The organism is Cellulosimicrobium composti (assembly GCF_009711085.1).
Classification (GTDB): Bacteria; Actinomycetota; Actinomycetes; order Actinomycetales; family Cellulomonadaceae; genus Cellulosimicrobium; species Cellulosimicrobium composti.
The window spans coordinates 1-15,364 of the sequence record NZ_WMKA01000019.1 but is presented as its reverse complement, the minus strand read 5'-3'; the positions used below and the strand labels follow the sequence as shown (position 1 = coordinate 15,364).

Sequence of the window (15,364 nt, the reverse complement as noted above, 5' to 3'; positions counted from 1 at the left end):
GTGTTCGGCGCCGGGCCGGTTCAGCTCTCCAGTCCCAGGCTCCTCGCGATGACCATGAGCTGCACCTCGGTCGTGCCCTCGCCGACCTCGAGCACCTTCGCGTCGCGGTAGTGCCGCGCGACGGGGTTCTCGTTGAGGAACCCGTAGCCGCCGAAGATCTGCGACGCGTCGCGCGCGTTCGCCATCGCGGCCTCGCCGCCCACGAGCTTCGCGACCGACGCCTCGGCCTTGAACGGCTTGCCGCGCACGAGCTTCTGCGCGGCGTCGAGCCACGCGAGCCGCGCGGTGTGGACGCGCGCCTGCATGCGGGCGAGCGTGAACGCGACGTGCTGGTTCTCCCCGATCGACCGACCGAACACGACGCGCTCGCGCGCGTACCGCAGCGCCTCCTCGAGACAGCCCTGGGCGGCGCCCGTCGCGAGGGCGGCGAACGCGATGCGGCCCTCGTCGAGCGCGCGGAGGAAGTTCGCGTAGCCGCGGCCGCGCTCGCCGAGCAGGTTCCCGGCGGGCACGCGCACGCCGGTCAGCGTGAGGGGGTGCGTGTCGGAGGTGTGCCAGCCGACCTTGTCGTACGACGGCCCGACCTCGAACCCGGGCGTCCCCGCGGGCACGATGATGCTCGACAGCTCCTTGCGCACCTCGCCGTCGGGGCCGCGCGTCTCGCCCGTGACCGCCGTGATGGTCACCAGGCTCGTGATGGGCGTGCCGGAGTTGGTGATGAACTGCTTGGACCCGTCGATGACCCACTCGTCGCCGTCGAGCCGCGCGGTGGTGCGCGTGCCGCCCGCGTCGGAGCCGGCGTCGGCCTCGGTGAGCCCGAAGGCCGCGAGCGCCCGGCCCGCGAGCAGGTCGGGGAGCCACGTCTCCTGCTGCTCGCGCGAGCCGTGCCGGTAGATCGGGACGATCCCCAGCCCGACGCCCGCCTCCAGCGTCACCGCGATCGACTGGTCGACGCGCGCGAGCGCCTCGACCGCGAGGCACAACGACACGTAGTCCTGGCCCTGCCCCCCGACGTCCCGCGGGAACGGCAGCCCGAACAGCCCGAGCTCGCCCATCTGCGCGATGATCTCCATCGGCAGCCGGCGCTCGGTGTCGTACCGGTAGGCGGCCGGCGCGACGACGCTGTCGGCGAAGTCGCGCACCACCTGGCTGAGCTTCCTCTGCTCGTCGTCGAGCAGGACGTCGGCCTCGATCATGATGCTCCCTGGGTGTCGGGTTGCGGGACCGGGGCGGCGGGTTGTGCCGCGCCGGAGTCGTGGGGGTGGACGACGGCGACCACCTGGTCCCGGCGCACGAGGTCGCCGGGGCGCACGCGCACGCTCGCGACGCCGTCGTGCGGGGCGAGCAGCGGGTGCTCCATCTTCATGGCCTCGACCGTGACGAGGACCGACCCCGCGGTGACGGGATCGCCGTCCGCGACGGCCGTGACGACCGTGCCGGGCATCGCCGCGCGCACCTCGGGGTCCGTCGCGCCGGGCGCGTCGCCACGGGCCCGACGGCGCTCGGCCCGGGCCCGCGCGGCCTGTGCGCTCCGGTCGGGCGCGGCCAGGGCGACCGTGCGCCCGTCGTGCCACAGCCACACGGTCGCGGGCTCGTCGGCGGCGGTCGGCGCGTCGAGCGCGAGCCGTACGCGCTCGCGCACGCCGTCGACGGTGAGCCACCACGCGTCCGCCCCCGCAGGGTCCGCCGTGAGCGCCGCGCGCACCTCGCGCACCGGCTGGTCCGCGGCGGTGGGCTCCCACCCGTCGTCGCGCGGCACGGGGACCTGCACGACGGCGTCGCGCGCCGTCCCGGTCACCCGCACCTCGTGCGCCGCCCCGTCCGCGTCGACGAGCACGACCCGCCGCGCCGCCGCCGGCCCGTTGAGCCGCCACCCGTCCCCGGCGCGCCACGGGTCGTCACCCGCCGCTCTGCCGACCATGCGGTTACCGCCCGTCCCGCCGTCAGGACGAGCCACAACCCCATGCTCGGCGACGAAGAGTGCTGCGGCCACGAGCTCGACCCACCGCGCGGCGGGCGGAACCACCGCGCCGGACTCGGCCCCCGACGCCTCGGCACCGGCGACGAGCCGGTCGATGAGTCCCGTGTCGAGGCGACCGGCGCGGACGTCGGGGGCCGCGAGCAGGCGGCGCAGGAACGCCGCGTTCGTCTCGACGCCCAGCACGACGGTCCGCGCGAGCAGCGCGTCGAGCCGGTCGACGGCCTCCTCGCGCGTCTCGCCCCAGGCGACGGCCTTCGCGAGCAGGGGGTCGAACTGCCCGCCGACGACGGTCCCGGTCCCGATGCCGGAGTCGAGCCGCAGCGGCGAGGCGCCGGGCCCGGCGGGGACGCCGCCGTCGTCGTACCGCAGCACGCGACCGGTGGCGGGGAGGAACCCGCGCGCGGGCGACTCGGCGTAGAGGCGGGCCTCGACGGCGTGGCCGCGGAGCACGACGTCGTCCTGCGCGATCCCGAGGGGCGCCCCGGCGGCGACGCGGAGCTGGAGCTCGACGAGGTCGAGGCCGGTGACCATCTCGGTGACGGGGTGCTCGACCTGGAGGCGCGTGTTCATCTCGATGAAGAAGAACTCGTCGGGGGCCGCGTCGGGGACGAGGAACTCGACGGTCCCCGCGCCGACGTACCCGACGGAGCGCGCGACCTCGCACGCGGCCGCACCCATCTCGGCGCGCCGCGTGGGCGTCAGCAGGGGCGACGGCGCCTCCTCGACGACCTTCTGGTGGCGGCGCTGGAGGGAGCACTCGCGCTCGCCGAGGTGCACGACGTTCCCGTGCGCGTCGGCGAGCACCTGGACCTCGACGTGCCGGGGCGCCTCGACGAGCCGTTCGAGCAGGAGGGTGTCGTCGCCGAACGACGACGCGGCGACGCGGCGGGCGGACGCGAGCGCGCCGGGCAGGTCGTCGGCCTCGCGGACGACGACCATGCCCTTGCCCCCGCCGCCGGCGGACGGCTTGACGAGGAGCGGGTACCCGACGTCGTCGGCGGCGGCGACGAGGTCGTCGTCGGACATCCCGGGCGCGCCCGCGCCGGGCACGACGGGGACGCCGCGCGCGGCGACGATGCCCTTGGCGGCGAGCTTGTCGGCCATCGCCTCCATCGCCGCCGGCCCGGGGCCGACGAACGCGATCCCGGCGCGCTCGCACGCGCGGGCGAGCGCGGGGTTCTCGGAGAGGAACCCGTAGCCGGGGTGGACGGCCTCGGCGCCGGTCGCGACGGCGGCGGCGACGACGGCGTCGACGTCGAGGTAGGCGCGGAGCTGGTCGCCCGCGCCGGTCCCGTTCGCGAGCCGGACGGCGACGTCGGCCTCGCGCACGTGGCGCGCGTCGGCGTCGGCGTCGGAGAACACGGCGACGGCCCGCACGCCGAGGCGCCGGAGCGTGCCGACGACGCGGCACGCGATCTCGCCGCGGTTCGCGACGAGGACCGTGCGGAAGGTCCCGGCGGACGGGGCGGACGGGTCGTGGGGGGTCATGCGCCTCACATCCGGAAGAGCCCGAACCGGTCCCCGGTCCAGGTGTCGGCGAGGGGCGTGCGCGCGCACACGCCGAGGGCGAGGCCGAGCACGCGGCGCGTGTCGGCGGGGTCGATGACGCCGTCGTCCCACAGGCGGGCGGTCGCGTAGTAGGGGCTGCCGTGCTCGTCGTAGTCGGCGCGGATGCCCGCGGAGAACGCGGCCTCCTCGTCGGGGTCCCACGTCTGGCCGCGCGCGGCGAGCTGGTCGCGCTTGACGGTCGAGAGCACGGACGCGGCCTGCGGCCCGCCCATGACGGAGATGCGGCTCGCGGGCCAGGACCACAGGAAGCGCGGGGAGTACGCGCGCCCGCACATCGAGTAGTTGCCCGCGCCGAACGACCCGCCGACGATCACGGTGAGCTTGGGGACGCGCGTCGTCGCGACGGCGGTGACCATCTTCGCGCCGTCCTTCGCGATGCCGCCCGCCTCGGCGTCGGTGCCGACCATGAAACCGGAGATGTTCTGCAGGAACAGCAGCGGGATGCCGCGCTGGTCGCAGAGCTCGACGAAGTGCGCGCCCTTGAGCGCGGACGCGGAGAACAGCACGCCCTGGTTGGCGAGGATGCCGACCGGGTGCCCGTGGATGCGCGCGAACCCGGTGACGAGCGTGTCGCCGTACTCGCGCTTGTACTCGTCGAACCGGCTCCCGTCGACGAGCCGCGCGATGATCTCGCGCGGGTCGTACGGCGCCTGGACGTCCGTCGGGACGGCGCCGTACAGATCGTTTCCCGGGTCCTGTACGACGGCGGGAGGCTCGCTCGGCACGACGTCCCACGCGGGCTCCGGGTCGGGCGGGAGCGTCGCGACGATGCGGCGCACGGTGTCGAGCGCGTCCTCGTCGTCGTCCGCGAGGTGGTCGACGACGCCGCTGCGGCGCGCGTGCAGCTCGCCGCCGCCCAGTTCCTCCGCGGTGACGACCTCCCCGATCGCGGCCTTCACGAGCGGCGGCCCGCCGAGGAAGATCGTGCCCTGGCCGCGCACGATGACGGTCTCGTCGCTCATCGCCGGCACGTACGCGCCGCCGGCCGTGCACGACCCGAGCACCGCGGAGATCTGCGCGACGCCCGCGGCCGAGAGCCGGGCCTGGTGGTAGAAGATCCGGCCGAAGTGGTCGCGGTCGGGGAACACCTCGGCCTGCCGGGGCAGGAACGCGCCGCCCGAGTCGACGAGGTACACGCACGGCAGCCGGTTCTCGAGCGCGATCTCCTGCGCGCGCAGGTGCTTCTTCACCGTGAGCGGGTGGTAGGTGCCGCCCTTCACGGTCGCGTCGTTGCACACGACCATGACCTGCCGGCCGCTCACGAGGCCGATCCCGGCGACGACGCCCGCCGCCGGCCACGCGCCGTCGTCCACGCCGTACCCGGCGAGCGGCGCGATCTCGAGGAACGGGCTGCCCTCGTCGAGCAGCCGGTCGACACGGTCGCGCGGGAGCAGCTTGCCGCGCGCGACGTGCCGGTCGCGCGACGACGCCGGGCCCCCGAGCGCGACGGTCGCGGTGCGCTCGCGCAGCTCGTCCGCGAGCGCCCGCTGCGCGGCGTCGTTGGCGCGCGCGGCGTCCGAGCGCGGGTCGACGGCGGTCGTCAGCACGGTCATCCGGTCACCTCGTTCCCCCGGCCCGTGCCGGGTGCGGCGCCGACGAGCGCGAGCGCCGGGTCCTCCAGCAGCGCGCCCAGGTCGGCGAGGAAGCGCGCCCCCTGCTCGCCGTCGACGACGCGGTGGTCGAACGACAGGCTCAGCGTGACGACGTCACGCAGCGCGACCTCGCCGTCGTGCTCCCACGGGCGACGGCGCACCGCGCCGAGGCCGAGGATCGCGGCCTCGCCCGGCACGAGGATGGGCGTGCCGGCGTCGACCCCGAAGACCCCGACGTTGGTGATCGAGATCGTCCCGCCCGTGAGTCGCCCGGGCGTCGTGCGGCCCTCGCGCGCGGTCGTCGTGAGGTCGGTGAGCGCCGCGGCGAGGCCGGGCAGGTCGAGGTCCTGGGCGTCCGGCACGTTCGGGACGACGAGGCCGCGGTCCGTCGCGACCGCGATGCCGAGGTTCACCCGGCGGTGCCGCACGATCTCGGCGGAGCCGTCGGGGAGGTCGCGCCACGCGCTGTTGAGCTCGGGGTGCCGCGGCAGCGCGAGGCACAGGGCGCGGGCCGCGAGCGCGAGGACGGTGATCCGCGCGCCGCGCGCGAGGCGGTGCGTGCGCAGGCGGTCGAGCAGCTCGACGCTGCGCGTCACGTCGACCGTGAGGAACACGGTCGCGTGCGGCGCGGTGAACGCGCTCGCCACCATCGCCGCCGCGGTGTGCTTGCGCACCCCGCGCACCGGCACGACCTCCGCGTCGGGCGCACCGAGCAGCCCCGCGTCGCCCGGGGCCGGGGTCTGCGCACCGCCGGGCGGGACCGCCGGAGCCCCGGACGGCACCGCCGGGGCGGGCGCGGCGAGCGCCGCCGCCGCGGGCGGGGCGGTCGTCGTGGCGGCCGGGGCCGCGCCGCGCGCCGGTCGCACGACGTCGCGGTGGCAGCTCACCGCGGCGAGGACGTCCTCGCGCGTGATGAGCCCCTCGCGACCGGTGCCCTCGACGCGGTCGATCCGCACGCCGAGCTTCTTCGCGAGGGCACGCACGGGCGGGGTCGACCGCGGACGCTCGCCCGTCGTGCGGGTGGGCGCGCCGGACGTCGCCCCCGCGCCCCCCGGACCGTGCGTGTCGTGGTCGAGCACGGCGGTCGAGGTCACGCGTCGTGAGACCTGGGTCTCACCGGCCGCCCGGCGCGGCCGACGCGCGGGTCGGCCCACCCGGTCCGGACGGGCGCCGTACCCGACGAGGTTCGGCTCCGGTCCGTCGTCGGACGCGGGCTCCGCGGCCCGCGGTGCCGGCGGTGCCGGCGGTGCCGGCGCCTCGTCCGGGACGGCCGCGGCGCCCGACGTGGGGACGGCACCGTTCGGGGTCGCGGCGCCGTCGTCGACCTCGAACGTCACGAGCGGCTCGCCGACGCTCACGGTCTGGCCCTCCTCGGCGTGCAGCGACGCGACGACGCCCGCGTACGGGGAGGGCAGGTCGACGAGCGCCTTGGCCGTCTCGACCTCGGCGATCACCTGGTTGAGCTCGACGCGGTCTCCCGCGTGCACGTGCCAGCTCACGATGTCGGACTCGGTGAGGCCCTCGCCGAGGTCGGGGAGGCGGAACTCGCGCAGCGCCGTCATCGGGCCACCGCCTCGACGGGACGCGCGTCCGCCGCACCGGACCGGGGCGCGGCCGGGGCCGTCGGCACGAACGGCTCGACCCGGCCCAGCACGCGGTCGACGCCGTCGAGGATGCGGTCGAGGTCCGGCAGGTAGTGGCCCTCGAGCTTCGCGGGCGGGTACGGCATGCCGTGCCCGGTGACGCGGACCGGCGCGGCCTCCAGGTACTCGAAGCAGCGGTCGGTCACGGTCGCGGCGATCTCCGCGCCGAGCCCGGCCTGCCGCGGCGCCTCGTGCGTCACGACGACGCGGCCCGTCTTCCGGACCGACGCCGCCACGGTGTCGTGGTCGATCGGCGAGAGCGAGCGCAGGTCGATCACCTCGACGGACACGCCGTCGTCGGACGCGGCGACCGCGGCGTCGAGCGCCGTCCCGACCAGGCCGCCCCACGTGACGAGCGTGACGTCGGTCCCCTCGCGCACGACGCGCGCCCGGTCCAGGGGCAGCGGGTCGACGGGGTCGAGGTCGACCTCGCCCTTGAGGTGGTAGCGCCGCTTGGGCTCGAAGAAGATCACCGGGTCGTCGCACGCGACGGCCTGGCGCAGCACGGTGTACGCGTCCTGCGGGTTCGCGACGGACACGACGCGCAGCCCGGCCGTGTGCGCGAACAGCGCCTCGGGAGACTCCGAGTGGTGCTCGGCCGCCCCGATGCCGCCGCCCACGGGGATGCGGATCGTGATCGGCAGGCGCACCTTCCCGCCGGTGCGTGCGTGCATCTTCGCGAGCTGGGACAGGATCTGGTCGAACGCGACGAACACGAAGCCGTCGAACTGGATCTCGCACACCGGGCGGTACCCGCGGTAGGCGAGCCCGACGGCCGTCCCGATGATCCCCGACTCCGCGAGCGGCGTGTCGAGCACCCGCCGCTCCCCGAACTCCGCCTGGAGGCCGTCGGTCACGCGGTAGACGCCGCCGAGCCGGCCGACGTCCTCGCCCATGACGACGACGCGGTCGTCGTCCGTCATCGCGCGGTACAGCCCGGCGCCGAGGGCCTTGGCGAGCGTGAGGGTCTGGCCGGTCATCGCGCCACCCCCGTCGTCGCGCCGGTGCCCGACGCCGCCCGGTCGCCCGGCGCACCCGGCCCGCCCGCGCCGTCGTCCCCCGGCCCGTCGTCGTCGCCGAACGACGCGAGGTAGTGCGCGTACTCGGCGCGCTCGCGCTCGAGCGCGTGGTGCGGCTCGGCGTACACGTGGTCGAAGAGCGACAGGGGCGGCGGGTCGGCGAGCGCGACGCACCCGGCGCGCAGCTCGGCGGCCGCGTCGTCGGCGACGCCCCGCACGCGCGCGGCCTCGGCGTCGTCGAGCACCCCGACGGACCGCAGGTACGCCTCGTACCGCGCGATCGGGTCGCGCCCGGTCCACTCCTCGACCTCGGCCGCGTCGCGGTACCGCTTGGGGTCGTCGGCGGTGGTGTGCGGGCCCATGCGGTAGGTGACGGCCTCGACCAGCGTCGGGCCACCGTCGCGCCGCGCCCGGTCGACGGCGGCGCGCGTCACGGCGAGGACCGCGAGCACGTCGTTGCCGTCCACGCGCACGCCCGGCATGCCGAAGCCCCGCGCGCGCTCGGCGAGGGGGACGCGCGACTGGAGCGCGACGGGCTCGGAGATCGCCCACTGGTTGTTCTGGCAGAAGAACACGACCGGGGAGCGGTACGTGGAGGAGAAGACGAACGCCTCGTTGACGTCGCCCTGGCTCATCGCGCCGTCGCCGAAGTACGCGACGCCGACGGGCAGGCCCGCGCCCGCGTCGACCCGTCCCGCGTCGACGTCGAGCTGCACGCCCATCGCCCACCCGGTCGCGTGCAGCGCCTGCGCGCCGATGATGACCTGCGGCGACGCCATGTTGATCGCGTACGGGTCCCACCCGGAGACCGCGACGCCGCGCCACACGCGCACGAGGTCGACGAGCGCCGCGCCGCGGACGCGCGCGACGGCGTGCTCGCGGTAGGAGGAGAAGACGAAGTCGTCGTCGCGCAGCGCGCGCGCCGAGCCGACCTGGGCCGCCTCCTGGCCGAGCAGCGGGGGCCACAGCGCGAGCTCGCCCTGCCGCTGGAGCGCCGTCGCCTCCGCGTCCACGCGGCGCGCGACGACCATGTCCTCGTAGAGGCGCACGAGGGTCGCGCGGGCCGCGGTGCGTGCCGCCTCGTCGGCGGCCGTGGGGTCGAGGTCCGCGAGCCAGCGGTCGAGCCCGGGCTCGGGGCGTCGGGCGCCCTGCTCGTCGAGCAGGCGCAGCGTCGGCGTCGCGGGGGCCTCCGGTTCCTGCCGCGGAGGGGCCTCCTTGCGCACGTCGCGCACCACGTTCTTCCGGTCTGCTCGTGCGTCGCGCGGGGTTGCCGCCCGGTGACCGTCGTACGCCTTCGGCGGGGTTGCCGCCGTCGGTCCGGTCCGCACCGCAGGTTCGCTGGGCATCGTCGCCACCTCACCTCGGGGAGCCGGTCCTCTCCGTCGAGGACCGAGGTAGGGCGAACGTAACCCGCGGCGCGCACATGGCTCCACCGACGTCCGACGCACCGTGCACTGTGATCGCGGTCACTCGGCTAGGGTGAGCAGCATGCACAGCGCCGACGCTGTCGACCTCGACCTCCTGCTCGCCCTCGCCGACGACCCGCGGGCCACGATCGTCGCGCTCGCCGACCGCCTGCGCCTCTCGCGCAACACGGTCGCCGCGCGGCTCGCGCGCCTGGAGGCCGAGGGCGCGTTCCTCGACCTGGACCGGCGCATCGACCCGCACGTGCTCGGGCACCCGCTCACCGCGTTCGTCGAGGTGCAGCTCCGGCAGAAGGAGCTCGCGCGCATCGTCGAGGACCTCGCGCGCATCCCCGAGGTCGTGCAGGCGTTCGGGCGCAGCGGGACGGCGGACCTGCGCGTCACCGTCGCGTGCCGCGACACGGATCACCTGTTCCGCATCGACGCCGCGATCCTCGCGATCGACGGCGTCGAGCGCACCGAGACGTCGCTCTCGATGGGCGAGCTCATCCCCTACCGCCTGCGCCCCCTCATCGAGCAGCAGCGCCGCACCCGATAACGTCGACCGGGACAACCGTCGACGCCAGGGGAGAGGACCGTGGGGGATCTGTTCCGCACCGCCAGGAGAGGGACGTACGAGGAGTTCGTGGCCGTGCACGAGCCGGCCCGCGCGAACGTGGCGGACAGCACCGGCTCCACGCTGCTGCACGCGGCGCTGGCCAACAAGCCGCCCGAGCGGGCCCGGATCGCGGGGAGGTTGCTCGACGACGGGGCGGACGCCGCGGCGGTGACGCGCGCCGGCGCCACGACGGCGCACGTGCTGCTCGGCAGCGCGCGGCTCGACGCGGCGACGGACGCACCCCTCCTGCGCCGGCTGCTCGACGGCGGCTGCGACCCGAACCGCTCGCACGAGCGGTTCGGCACGCCGCTCATGACGCTGGCGCGCCAGCTGACGTTCACGGACGCCGAGCTCGCGCCGTTCTACGACGTGCTCCTCGACGCCCCGGGGCTCGACCCGCTCGCGCCCCCGCCGCCCGAGCGGTCGACGCTCGAGGCCGTGACGCTCCTCGGGGAGCAGCGCGCCGACCTCGCGCGCCGGCTGACCGACCTGCTCCACGAGCGGGCCGCGACCGAGGGAGCGGCCGCGGGCACCCCGGCAGTCGCGGACCGCGCGGCGGCGCTGGCCGTCGCCACGGGGGTGCTCGCCGAGCTCGAGCGCGACCTGGGGCGTCCGCTCGCGCTCTGGGAGGGCGACCCCGACGTCGAGCCCGTCGCCGACCACGGCGACGTCTGGGTGGTCATGTGGAACTCGGTCGACTATCTGCGCAGCAAGGACTTCTCCGAGCAGGTGCTCATGGGGCCGGTGGTCGTCCCCAAGGACGGCCGCCCGTGGTTCGTGCCGCCCACCGCGTACCCGACCGAGGAGGCGCTCGACAGGTGGCGCCGGGGCGCCCTGTGACCAGGGGCAGCCCCGGCGCCCGCGCGACGAGCCGTCAGGCCGAGAACGCGGCGTACGGGACGGTCGTCGTGCTCGACGTCTCCGTGCCCTCGACGACGGCCGTCGCGACGACGGTCACCTCGCCCGCCGGGACGTCGGCCCTCCGCGCGGAGAACGACTGGTAGGCGTTCTGCCCGGGCGCCACGCCCGCGAACGACCTCTCGCCGTAGGGCGTCGTGACCGTGAGGTCGACCGGCTCGTCGCCCGCGTTGAGGACGCGCACCGCGACGACCGCCGTGCCCGCGAACGCGCGCGTCGTCGCCGTCACCTCGACCGTCGGCGTCGCCCACGGCCCGAGGTCGCGCATCGGCTCCCCGCCGTGCGCGGGCACGACGCGGCGGTCCTCGCCGTCGACCCGCACGCGCACGGGCGCGACGCTCGGCGCACGGTCGGCGACGACGTCGTAGGACACGACCTGCCCGTCGCGCCACTCGACGCTCACCTCGTACCCGCCGCGCGCCCGCAGCCCGGTGAACGACCCCTCGGCCGCCCACTCGGCGGGCAGCGCGGGCAGCAGGTGCAGCACGCCGTCGTGGCTCTGGAGCAGCATCTCCGCGACGGCACCGGTGATCCCGAAGTTGCCGTCCATCTGGAACGGCGGGTGGTTGGCGAAGAGGTTGGGCAGCGTGTTGAACCGCAGCAGGCCGCGCAGCATGAAGCGCGCGCGCTCCGCGTCGCCGAGGCGCGCGAACAGGGCCGCGCGCCACGGCCACGTCCACGACCGCCGCGAGTCGCCCGAGACGGTGGCCTCGCTGAAGGGCACGCCCTCGCGCTCGCCGCAGCGCGCCTTGAGCGAGACGAGCGCGGCGGCGCGCAGCTCGGGCGTCGACGCGGTGATCTGCCGCCCGGGGTAGACGGCGAACAGGTGGGACGTGTGCCGGTGCAGGTCGTTCGGGTCGTCCCGGTCGGTCTGCCACTCCTGGAGCTGGCCCCACCGCCCGACCTTGTTGGGGGCGAGCCGCGCCTGCATGTCCGCGACGCGCGCACGGTACTCCGGGTCCGCACCGAGCGCGGCCGCGCAGTCGAGGTAGTTCTGGAACAGGTCCCACACGATCTGCTGGTCGTGCATGACGCCGTCCTCGCGGGGCCCGTGCTCGGGCGACCAGCCGTCCGGCGAGACGAGGGTGCCGTCGGGGAGCTCCTTGAGGCGGTCCTCCCAGAACTCGCAGATCTCCTTGATCATCGGGTAGGCCGTCGCCTCGAGGAACTCGCGGTCCTGCGTGAACGCCCAGTGCTCGTAGAGGTGCTGCGCGTACCAGGCGCTCGCGACGGTGTTCCACTCCCACGCGTTGCCGCCGAAGATGCTCTGCGACGTGCGCGCCGTCCAGCCGCGCACGTCCTGCCCGAACGCGTTGCGCGTCGCCACGCGGCTCGGCACCGCGACCTGCTCGACGAACGCCGCGAGCGCCTCGTGGGACTCGGGGAGGTTCGTCGTCTCGGCGCCCCAGTAGTTCATCTGGACGTTGATGTTGGTGTGGTAGTCCGACGCCCACGGCGGCTGGTTCGAGTCGTTCCACAGCCCCTGGAGGTTCGCGGGGAGGCCGCCCGGGCGCGAGGAGCTGAGGAGCAGGTAGCGCCCGTAGTCGAAGAGCGACTGCTCGAGCGCCGGGTCGGAGCCGCCCGCGGCGTAGCGCGCGAGGCGGCGCGCGGTGGGCAGGGCGAGGACGTCGGCGGGCGACGTCCCCCACCGCACGGTGGCGCGCGACATGAGCGCGTCGACCTGCGCGACGTGCTCGGTGCGCAGGTCCTCGAACGACCGCGCCGCCGCCGCGTCGAGGGACGCCGCGAGCCGCGGCACCGGGTCCTCGCCGCGCCAGCCGTGCGCGGCGCTCATCCGGTAGTCCGTGCGGGCGTCGAGCACGAGCACGAGCGTCGACGCGCCCGCGACGCGCAGGCCGGCGCCCGCCGCGGTGACCTCGCCGTCGGTGTGCGCGACGCGCACCTCGGCCGCGTGGCGCAGCTCGTTCGCCATCTCGCCCGCGAACGCGAGGCTCCGCGCCGCGGCGTCCGCGGTCGTCGGGGCGCCCTCCTGCGCCGACGTGAGCGTGAGGTCCGCGGTGAGCCCGTCCGCGGCGTCGGTCGTGTACCGCAGCACCACGACGTCGGCCGCGCGGCTCGCGAACGTCTCGCGCAGCACCGTGCCGGCGGTGGTCGTGAACGACGTGCTGTGCACGCCGACGGCCGTGTCGAGCGCGCGGCGGTACCCCACGACGGCGCGGCGCGTGCGCGAGTCGAATCCGGTGCCGGTGAGCGCGACGCCCGCGACCTCGAACGCGCCGGGCGACGTGATCGTCAGCCGGTACAGCGCGTACGCGACGGTGTTCGCGACGGTGAACGCGCGCTCGCCGCCGCGCGGCCCGGATGCGACGTCGGTGCGCGCGTCGAGCGTCGTCCACGTGGCGCCGTCGTTCGAGGCCTCGAACCGCCACGAGCGCGGGTCGAGGTCGGCCCCGGCGGACGTCGTCGTGAGGGCGTACCCCGTGAGGGCGCGCGCCGCGGGGAGCTCGACCTGCCAGCTCGCGGCCGCCCCGGCGTCGGCGACGCGCCACGCCGTGGCCGGGTCGCCGTCGACGCTGCGGACCAGCCCGCCGTCCGCCTCGCCCGCGTGCCCGCTCGGGGACGACACGTAGACGGCGTCGCCCTGCGCGAGGTCGACGTCGCCGAGGGAGACCTCCGCGACCTGGAAGTGGCTGACGCCCGGCTTCGGCGCGAAGTCGACCCGGTAGAACCGGTACGCGCCGGGGTTCGCGATCGTGAACGTCGTGCGCTGCTGCCGCTGCTCGAACGGTCCCCGCGAGCGGGTGTCGAGCGTGGTCCACGTCGTCCCGTCGAGCGAGCCGAGCACGGTCCAGTCCTGCGGGTCGCGCTCGGGCACGTCGTTCGCGCTCGTCAGGCTGTACGTCGAGACGACGCGCGGCGCGGGGAGCTCGGCCTGCCACAGCACGTGCGGCGGCGGCTCGATGATGCACCACTTCGTGGCGCTGCTGCCGTCGTAGGTCTGCGCGACCGTCTCGTTCGACGCCGAGTCCTGGTACGGGCCGCCGGGCGCGGTGACGACGGGCCGCCCGCCGAACGTGACGCGCAGCCGGCCGAAGTCGCGGTAGGAGCCGAAGCCGCGCACGCCCAGGTCGTACGCGCCGTCGGGCTGGCCGGCGAGCGCGTTGTCGTAGTCGTTGAGCCCGCCCCACAGGCTGTTCTCGTTGAGCTGGACGAGGTCCTCGTCCGGGTGGCCGAAGAGCATCGCGCCGAGGCGGCCGTTGCCGACGGGCAGGGCCTGCGACGACCAGTCCGTCGCCGGGGTCGAGTACCACAGCGCGCGGGGCGAGAGCTCGGGGAGCGGGACGGGCGCGCGGCGCGCGGCGGGTGCGGTGGCAGTGGCCGCGGCGGCCGGGGCGGGGGCGAGCAGGTCGGCGAGGAACGGGACGGCGGCGGCGAGGCCGCCGAGCTGGAGCGCGCGGCGGCGCGGGACCTCGCGGTCGAGCAGGCGGTCGACAGGCATGGAACCTCCAGAGCATCAATGATCTAGTGTTTCGCGCGCACTGCCGGATGCCGCGTCGTTGATGAGCATCATGACGCATGATAGATCAGATGTATATCCGCCTCGTCGGGGGGCGGCGTGCTCAGCGGAGGTCGCGCAGGTACGACGCCGCGCCCCCGGAGGCCGCGATCCGGCGCTCGGAGTACGTCGCGATGATGAGCAGCAGGCCACCCGCCGCGGCGAGCGTGAGCATCCACGGCCCCGCGGAGATGCGTGTGCCGAGCTGGGACACGAACACCACGAGGATCTCGACCGGCAGCACCGCGACGCCGAGCAGGAACGGCGCGGCGAGGTGGGCACGCGTGCCGACGAGCACCGCGGCGAGCGCGAGCACGACGACGAGAACCGCCCGCCACGTGCGCGCGTCGGTGTACGTCGCGAGGACCGACGGCCCGACGACCGCGAGCAGCCCGGGCGCGAGCGTGCGCCACGACCCGGCGAACCCGACGGGCCACGCCGCGAGCGACGGCGGCGCGCTCCGGACCGCGCCGTCCGGCCCGGCACCCGCACCCGCACCCGCACCCGCACCCGACGCACCGTCGCCCGCCGGCGCGCCGCCCCCTCCCGCGCCACGTGCCGTCGTGCCCGCCGCGAGCGCGAGGTAGCCCGCGACGAGGAGACCGGCGCCGAGCGGGAGCGAGAAGACCTCGACGCGCAGCTCGCGCGGTGACCACGCGCCGATCGCCGCGGCGAGCGCGAGGAGCCACGTGCACCACGCGGGCGGGAGGTCGTGCACGCCGCGGACGGCGCGCCGCACCCCGACCACGAGGAGCACGAGCAGCGCGACCTCGACGGCCCACACGGTCGCGATGGCGCCCCAGACCGGGCGCACGTTCGCGACGGCCCCGGCCACCACGAGCACGGCAGCGGGCGCCACGGCCCAGCGGCGGACGGTACCGGCCGCGCGAGCGGGTGCGACCCGGGCCGCGACGAGGCCCGCGCCGAGCGCGACGCCGCCCGCGGCGAGCGCCCACGCCAGCCCGACGGCGAAGACCGCTCCCCCGCCCACGACGTGCGCGACGTGCAGCGACTCGACCGTCCCGGCGGTCGCGGCGAGGACGCCCGCCACGGCGAGGCGCAGCGCGGCGGCGGCCCGCCACCCGCCCCCGGCGGGCGTGCCG

General features: G+C 75.9%; 10 protein-coding genes. 2 read left to right on the top strand and 8 right to left on the bottom strand.

Annotated elements, in window-relative coordinates; all coding sequences use genetic code 11:
* Window positions 1-20: 20 nt before the first annotated feature.
* From GJV82_RS09870 to pdhA, 6 genes are read right to left on the bottom strand one after another with little or no spacing between them, the layout of a single operon-like run.
* Entirely contained in the window at window positions 21-1,196 is a 1,176-nt protein-coding gene (locus GJV82_RS09870) for an acyl-CoA dehydrogenase family protein (protein WP_024839919.1), read from the bottom strand.
* Complete coding sequence (locus GJV82_RS09865) at window positions 1,193-3,469, bottom strand: ATP-binding protein (protein ID WP_155099103.1); 2,277 nt, start codon at window positions 3,467-3,469, stop codon at window positions 1,193-1,195. Before GJV82_RS09865 ends, GJV82_RS09870 begins: the two co-directional genes overlap by 4 nt.
* Window positions 3,470-3,474: 5 nt before the next feature.
* Window positions 3,475-5,103 carry a carboxyl transferase domain-containing protein gene (locus GJV82_RS09860; protein ID WP_155099102.1) on the bottom strand — a complete coding sequence of 543 codons (1,629 nt, stop codon included), beginning with the start codon at window positions 5,101-5,103 and terminating at the stop codon, window positions 3,475-3,477.
* Entirely contained in the window at window positions 5,100-6,704 is a 1,605-nt protein-coding gene (locus tag GJV82_RS09855) for a dihydrolipoamide acetyltransferase family protein (RefSeq protein ID WP_155099101.1), read from the bottom strand. The genes GJV82_RS09860 and GJV82_RS09855 overlap by 4 nt, the downstream gene beginning before the upstream one ends.
* Window positions 6,701-7,765 carry an alpha-ketoacid dehydrogenase subunit beta gene (locus tag GJV82_RS09850; RefSeq protein ID WP_155099100.1) on the bottom strand — a complete coding sequence of 355 codons (1,065 nt, stop codon included), beginning with the start codon at window positions 7,763-7,765 and terminating at the stop codon, window positions 6,701-6,703. The genes GJV82_RS09855 and GJV82_RS09850 overlap by 4 nt, the downstream gene beginning before the upstream one ends.
* Complete coding sequence (gene pdhA, locus GJV82_RS09845; RefSeq protein WP_155099099.1) at window positions 7,762-9,150, bottom strand: pyruvate dehydrogenase (acetyl-transferring) E1 component subunit alpha; 1,389 nt, start codon at window positions 9,148-9,150, stop codon at window positions 7,762-7,764. The genes GJV82_RS09850 and pdhA overlap by 4 nt, the downstream gene beginning before the upstream one ends.
* Window positions 9,151-9,292: 142 nt before the next feature.
* Here pdhA and GJV82_RS09840 point away from each other — a divergent pair, with 142 nt between their 5' ends.
* Window positions 9,293-9,766 carry an Lrp/AsnC family transcriptional regulator gene (locus GJV82_RS09840; protein WP_024839925.1) on the top strand — a complete coding sequence of 158 codons (474 nt, stop codon included), beginning with the start codon at window positions 9,293-9,295 and terminating at the stop codon, window positions 9,764-9,766.
* Between the two features lie 39 nt (window positions 9,767-9,805).
* Entirely contained in the window at window positions 9,806-10,666 is an 861-nt protein-coding gene (locus GJV82_RS09835; protein WP_155099098.1) for a YrhB domain-containing protein, read from the top strand.
* A 34-nt stretch (window positions 10,667-10,700) separates the two neighbouring features.
* On the opposite strand, the gene GJV82_RS09830 is transcribed toward GJV82_RS09835, so the two are convergent.
* Together GJV82_RS09830 and GJV82_RS19445 are read right to left on the bottom strand one after the other, a co-directional pair.
* The gene (locus GJV82_RS09830) at window positions 10,701-14,204 is read right to left on the bottom strand and encodes a glycosyl hydrolase family 95 catalytic domain-containing protein (protein WP_196217218.1); all 3,504 of its coding nucleotides are present in this window, start codon (window positions 14,202-14,204) and stop codon (window positions 10,701-10,703) included.
* A gap of 121 nt (window positions 14,205-14,325) precedes the next feature.
* The coding region (locus GJV82_RS19445; protein WP_404812955.1) for an SCO7613 C-terminal domain-containing membrane protein at window positions 14,326-15,364 on the bottom strand (1,039 nt) is incomplete at its 5' end.

Excerpts from the sequence above, each read along its gene's own strand:
- GJV82_RS09850 (WP_155099100.1), bottom strand. The coding sequence starts at position 7,765 with ATGACCGGCCAGACCCTCACGCTCGCCAAGGCCCTCGGCGCCGGGCTG.
- GJV82_RS09865 (WP_155099103.1), bottom strand. The coding sequence starts at position 3,469 with ATGACCCCCCACGACCCGTCCGCCCCGTCCGCCGGGACCTTCCGCACG.
- GJV82_RS09855 (WP_155099101.1), bottom strand. The coding sequence starts at position 6,704 with ATGACGGCGCTGCGCGAGTTCCGCCTCCCCGACCTCGGCGAGGGCCTC.
- GJV82_RS09840 (WP_024839925.1), top strand. The coding sequence starts at position 9,293 with ATGCACAGCGCCGACGCTGTCGACCTCGACCTCCTGCTCGCCCTCGCC.
- GJV82_RS09830 (WP_196217218.1), bottom strand. The coding sequence starts at position 14,204 with ATGCCTGTCGACCGCCTGCTCGACCGCGAGGTCCCGCGCCGCCGCGCG.
- GJV82_RS09870 (WP_024839919.1), bottom strand. The coding sequence starts at position 1,196 with ATGATCGAGGCCGACGTCCTGCTCGACGACGAGCAGAGGAAGCTCAGC.
- pdhA (WP_155099099.1), bottom strand. The coding sequence starts at position 9,150 with ATGCCCAGCGAACCTGCGGTGCGGACCGGACCGACGGCGGCAACCCCG.
- GJV82_RS09860 (WP_155099102.1), bottom strand. The coding sequence starts at position 5,103 with ATGACCGTGCTGACGACCGCCGTCGACCCGCGCTCGGACGCCGCGCGC.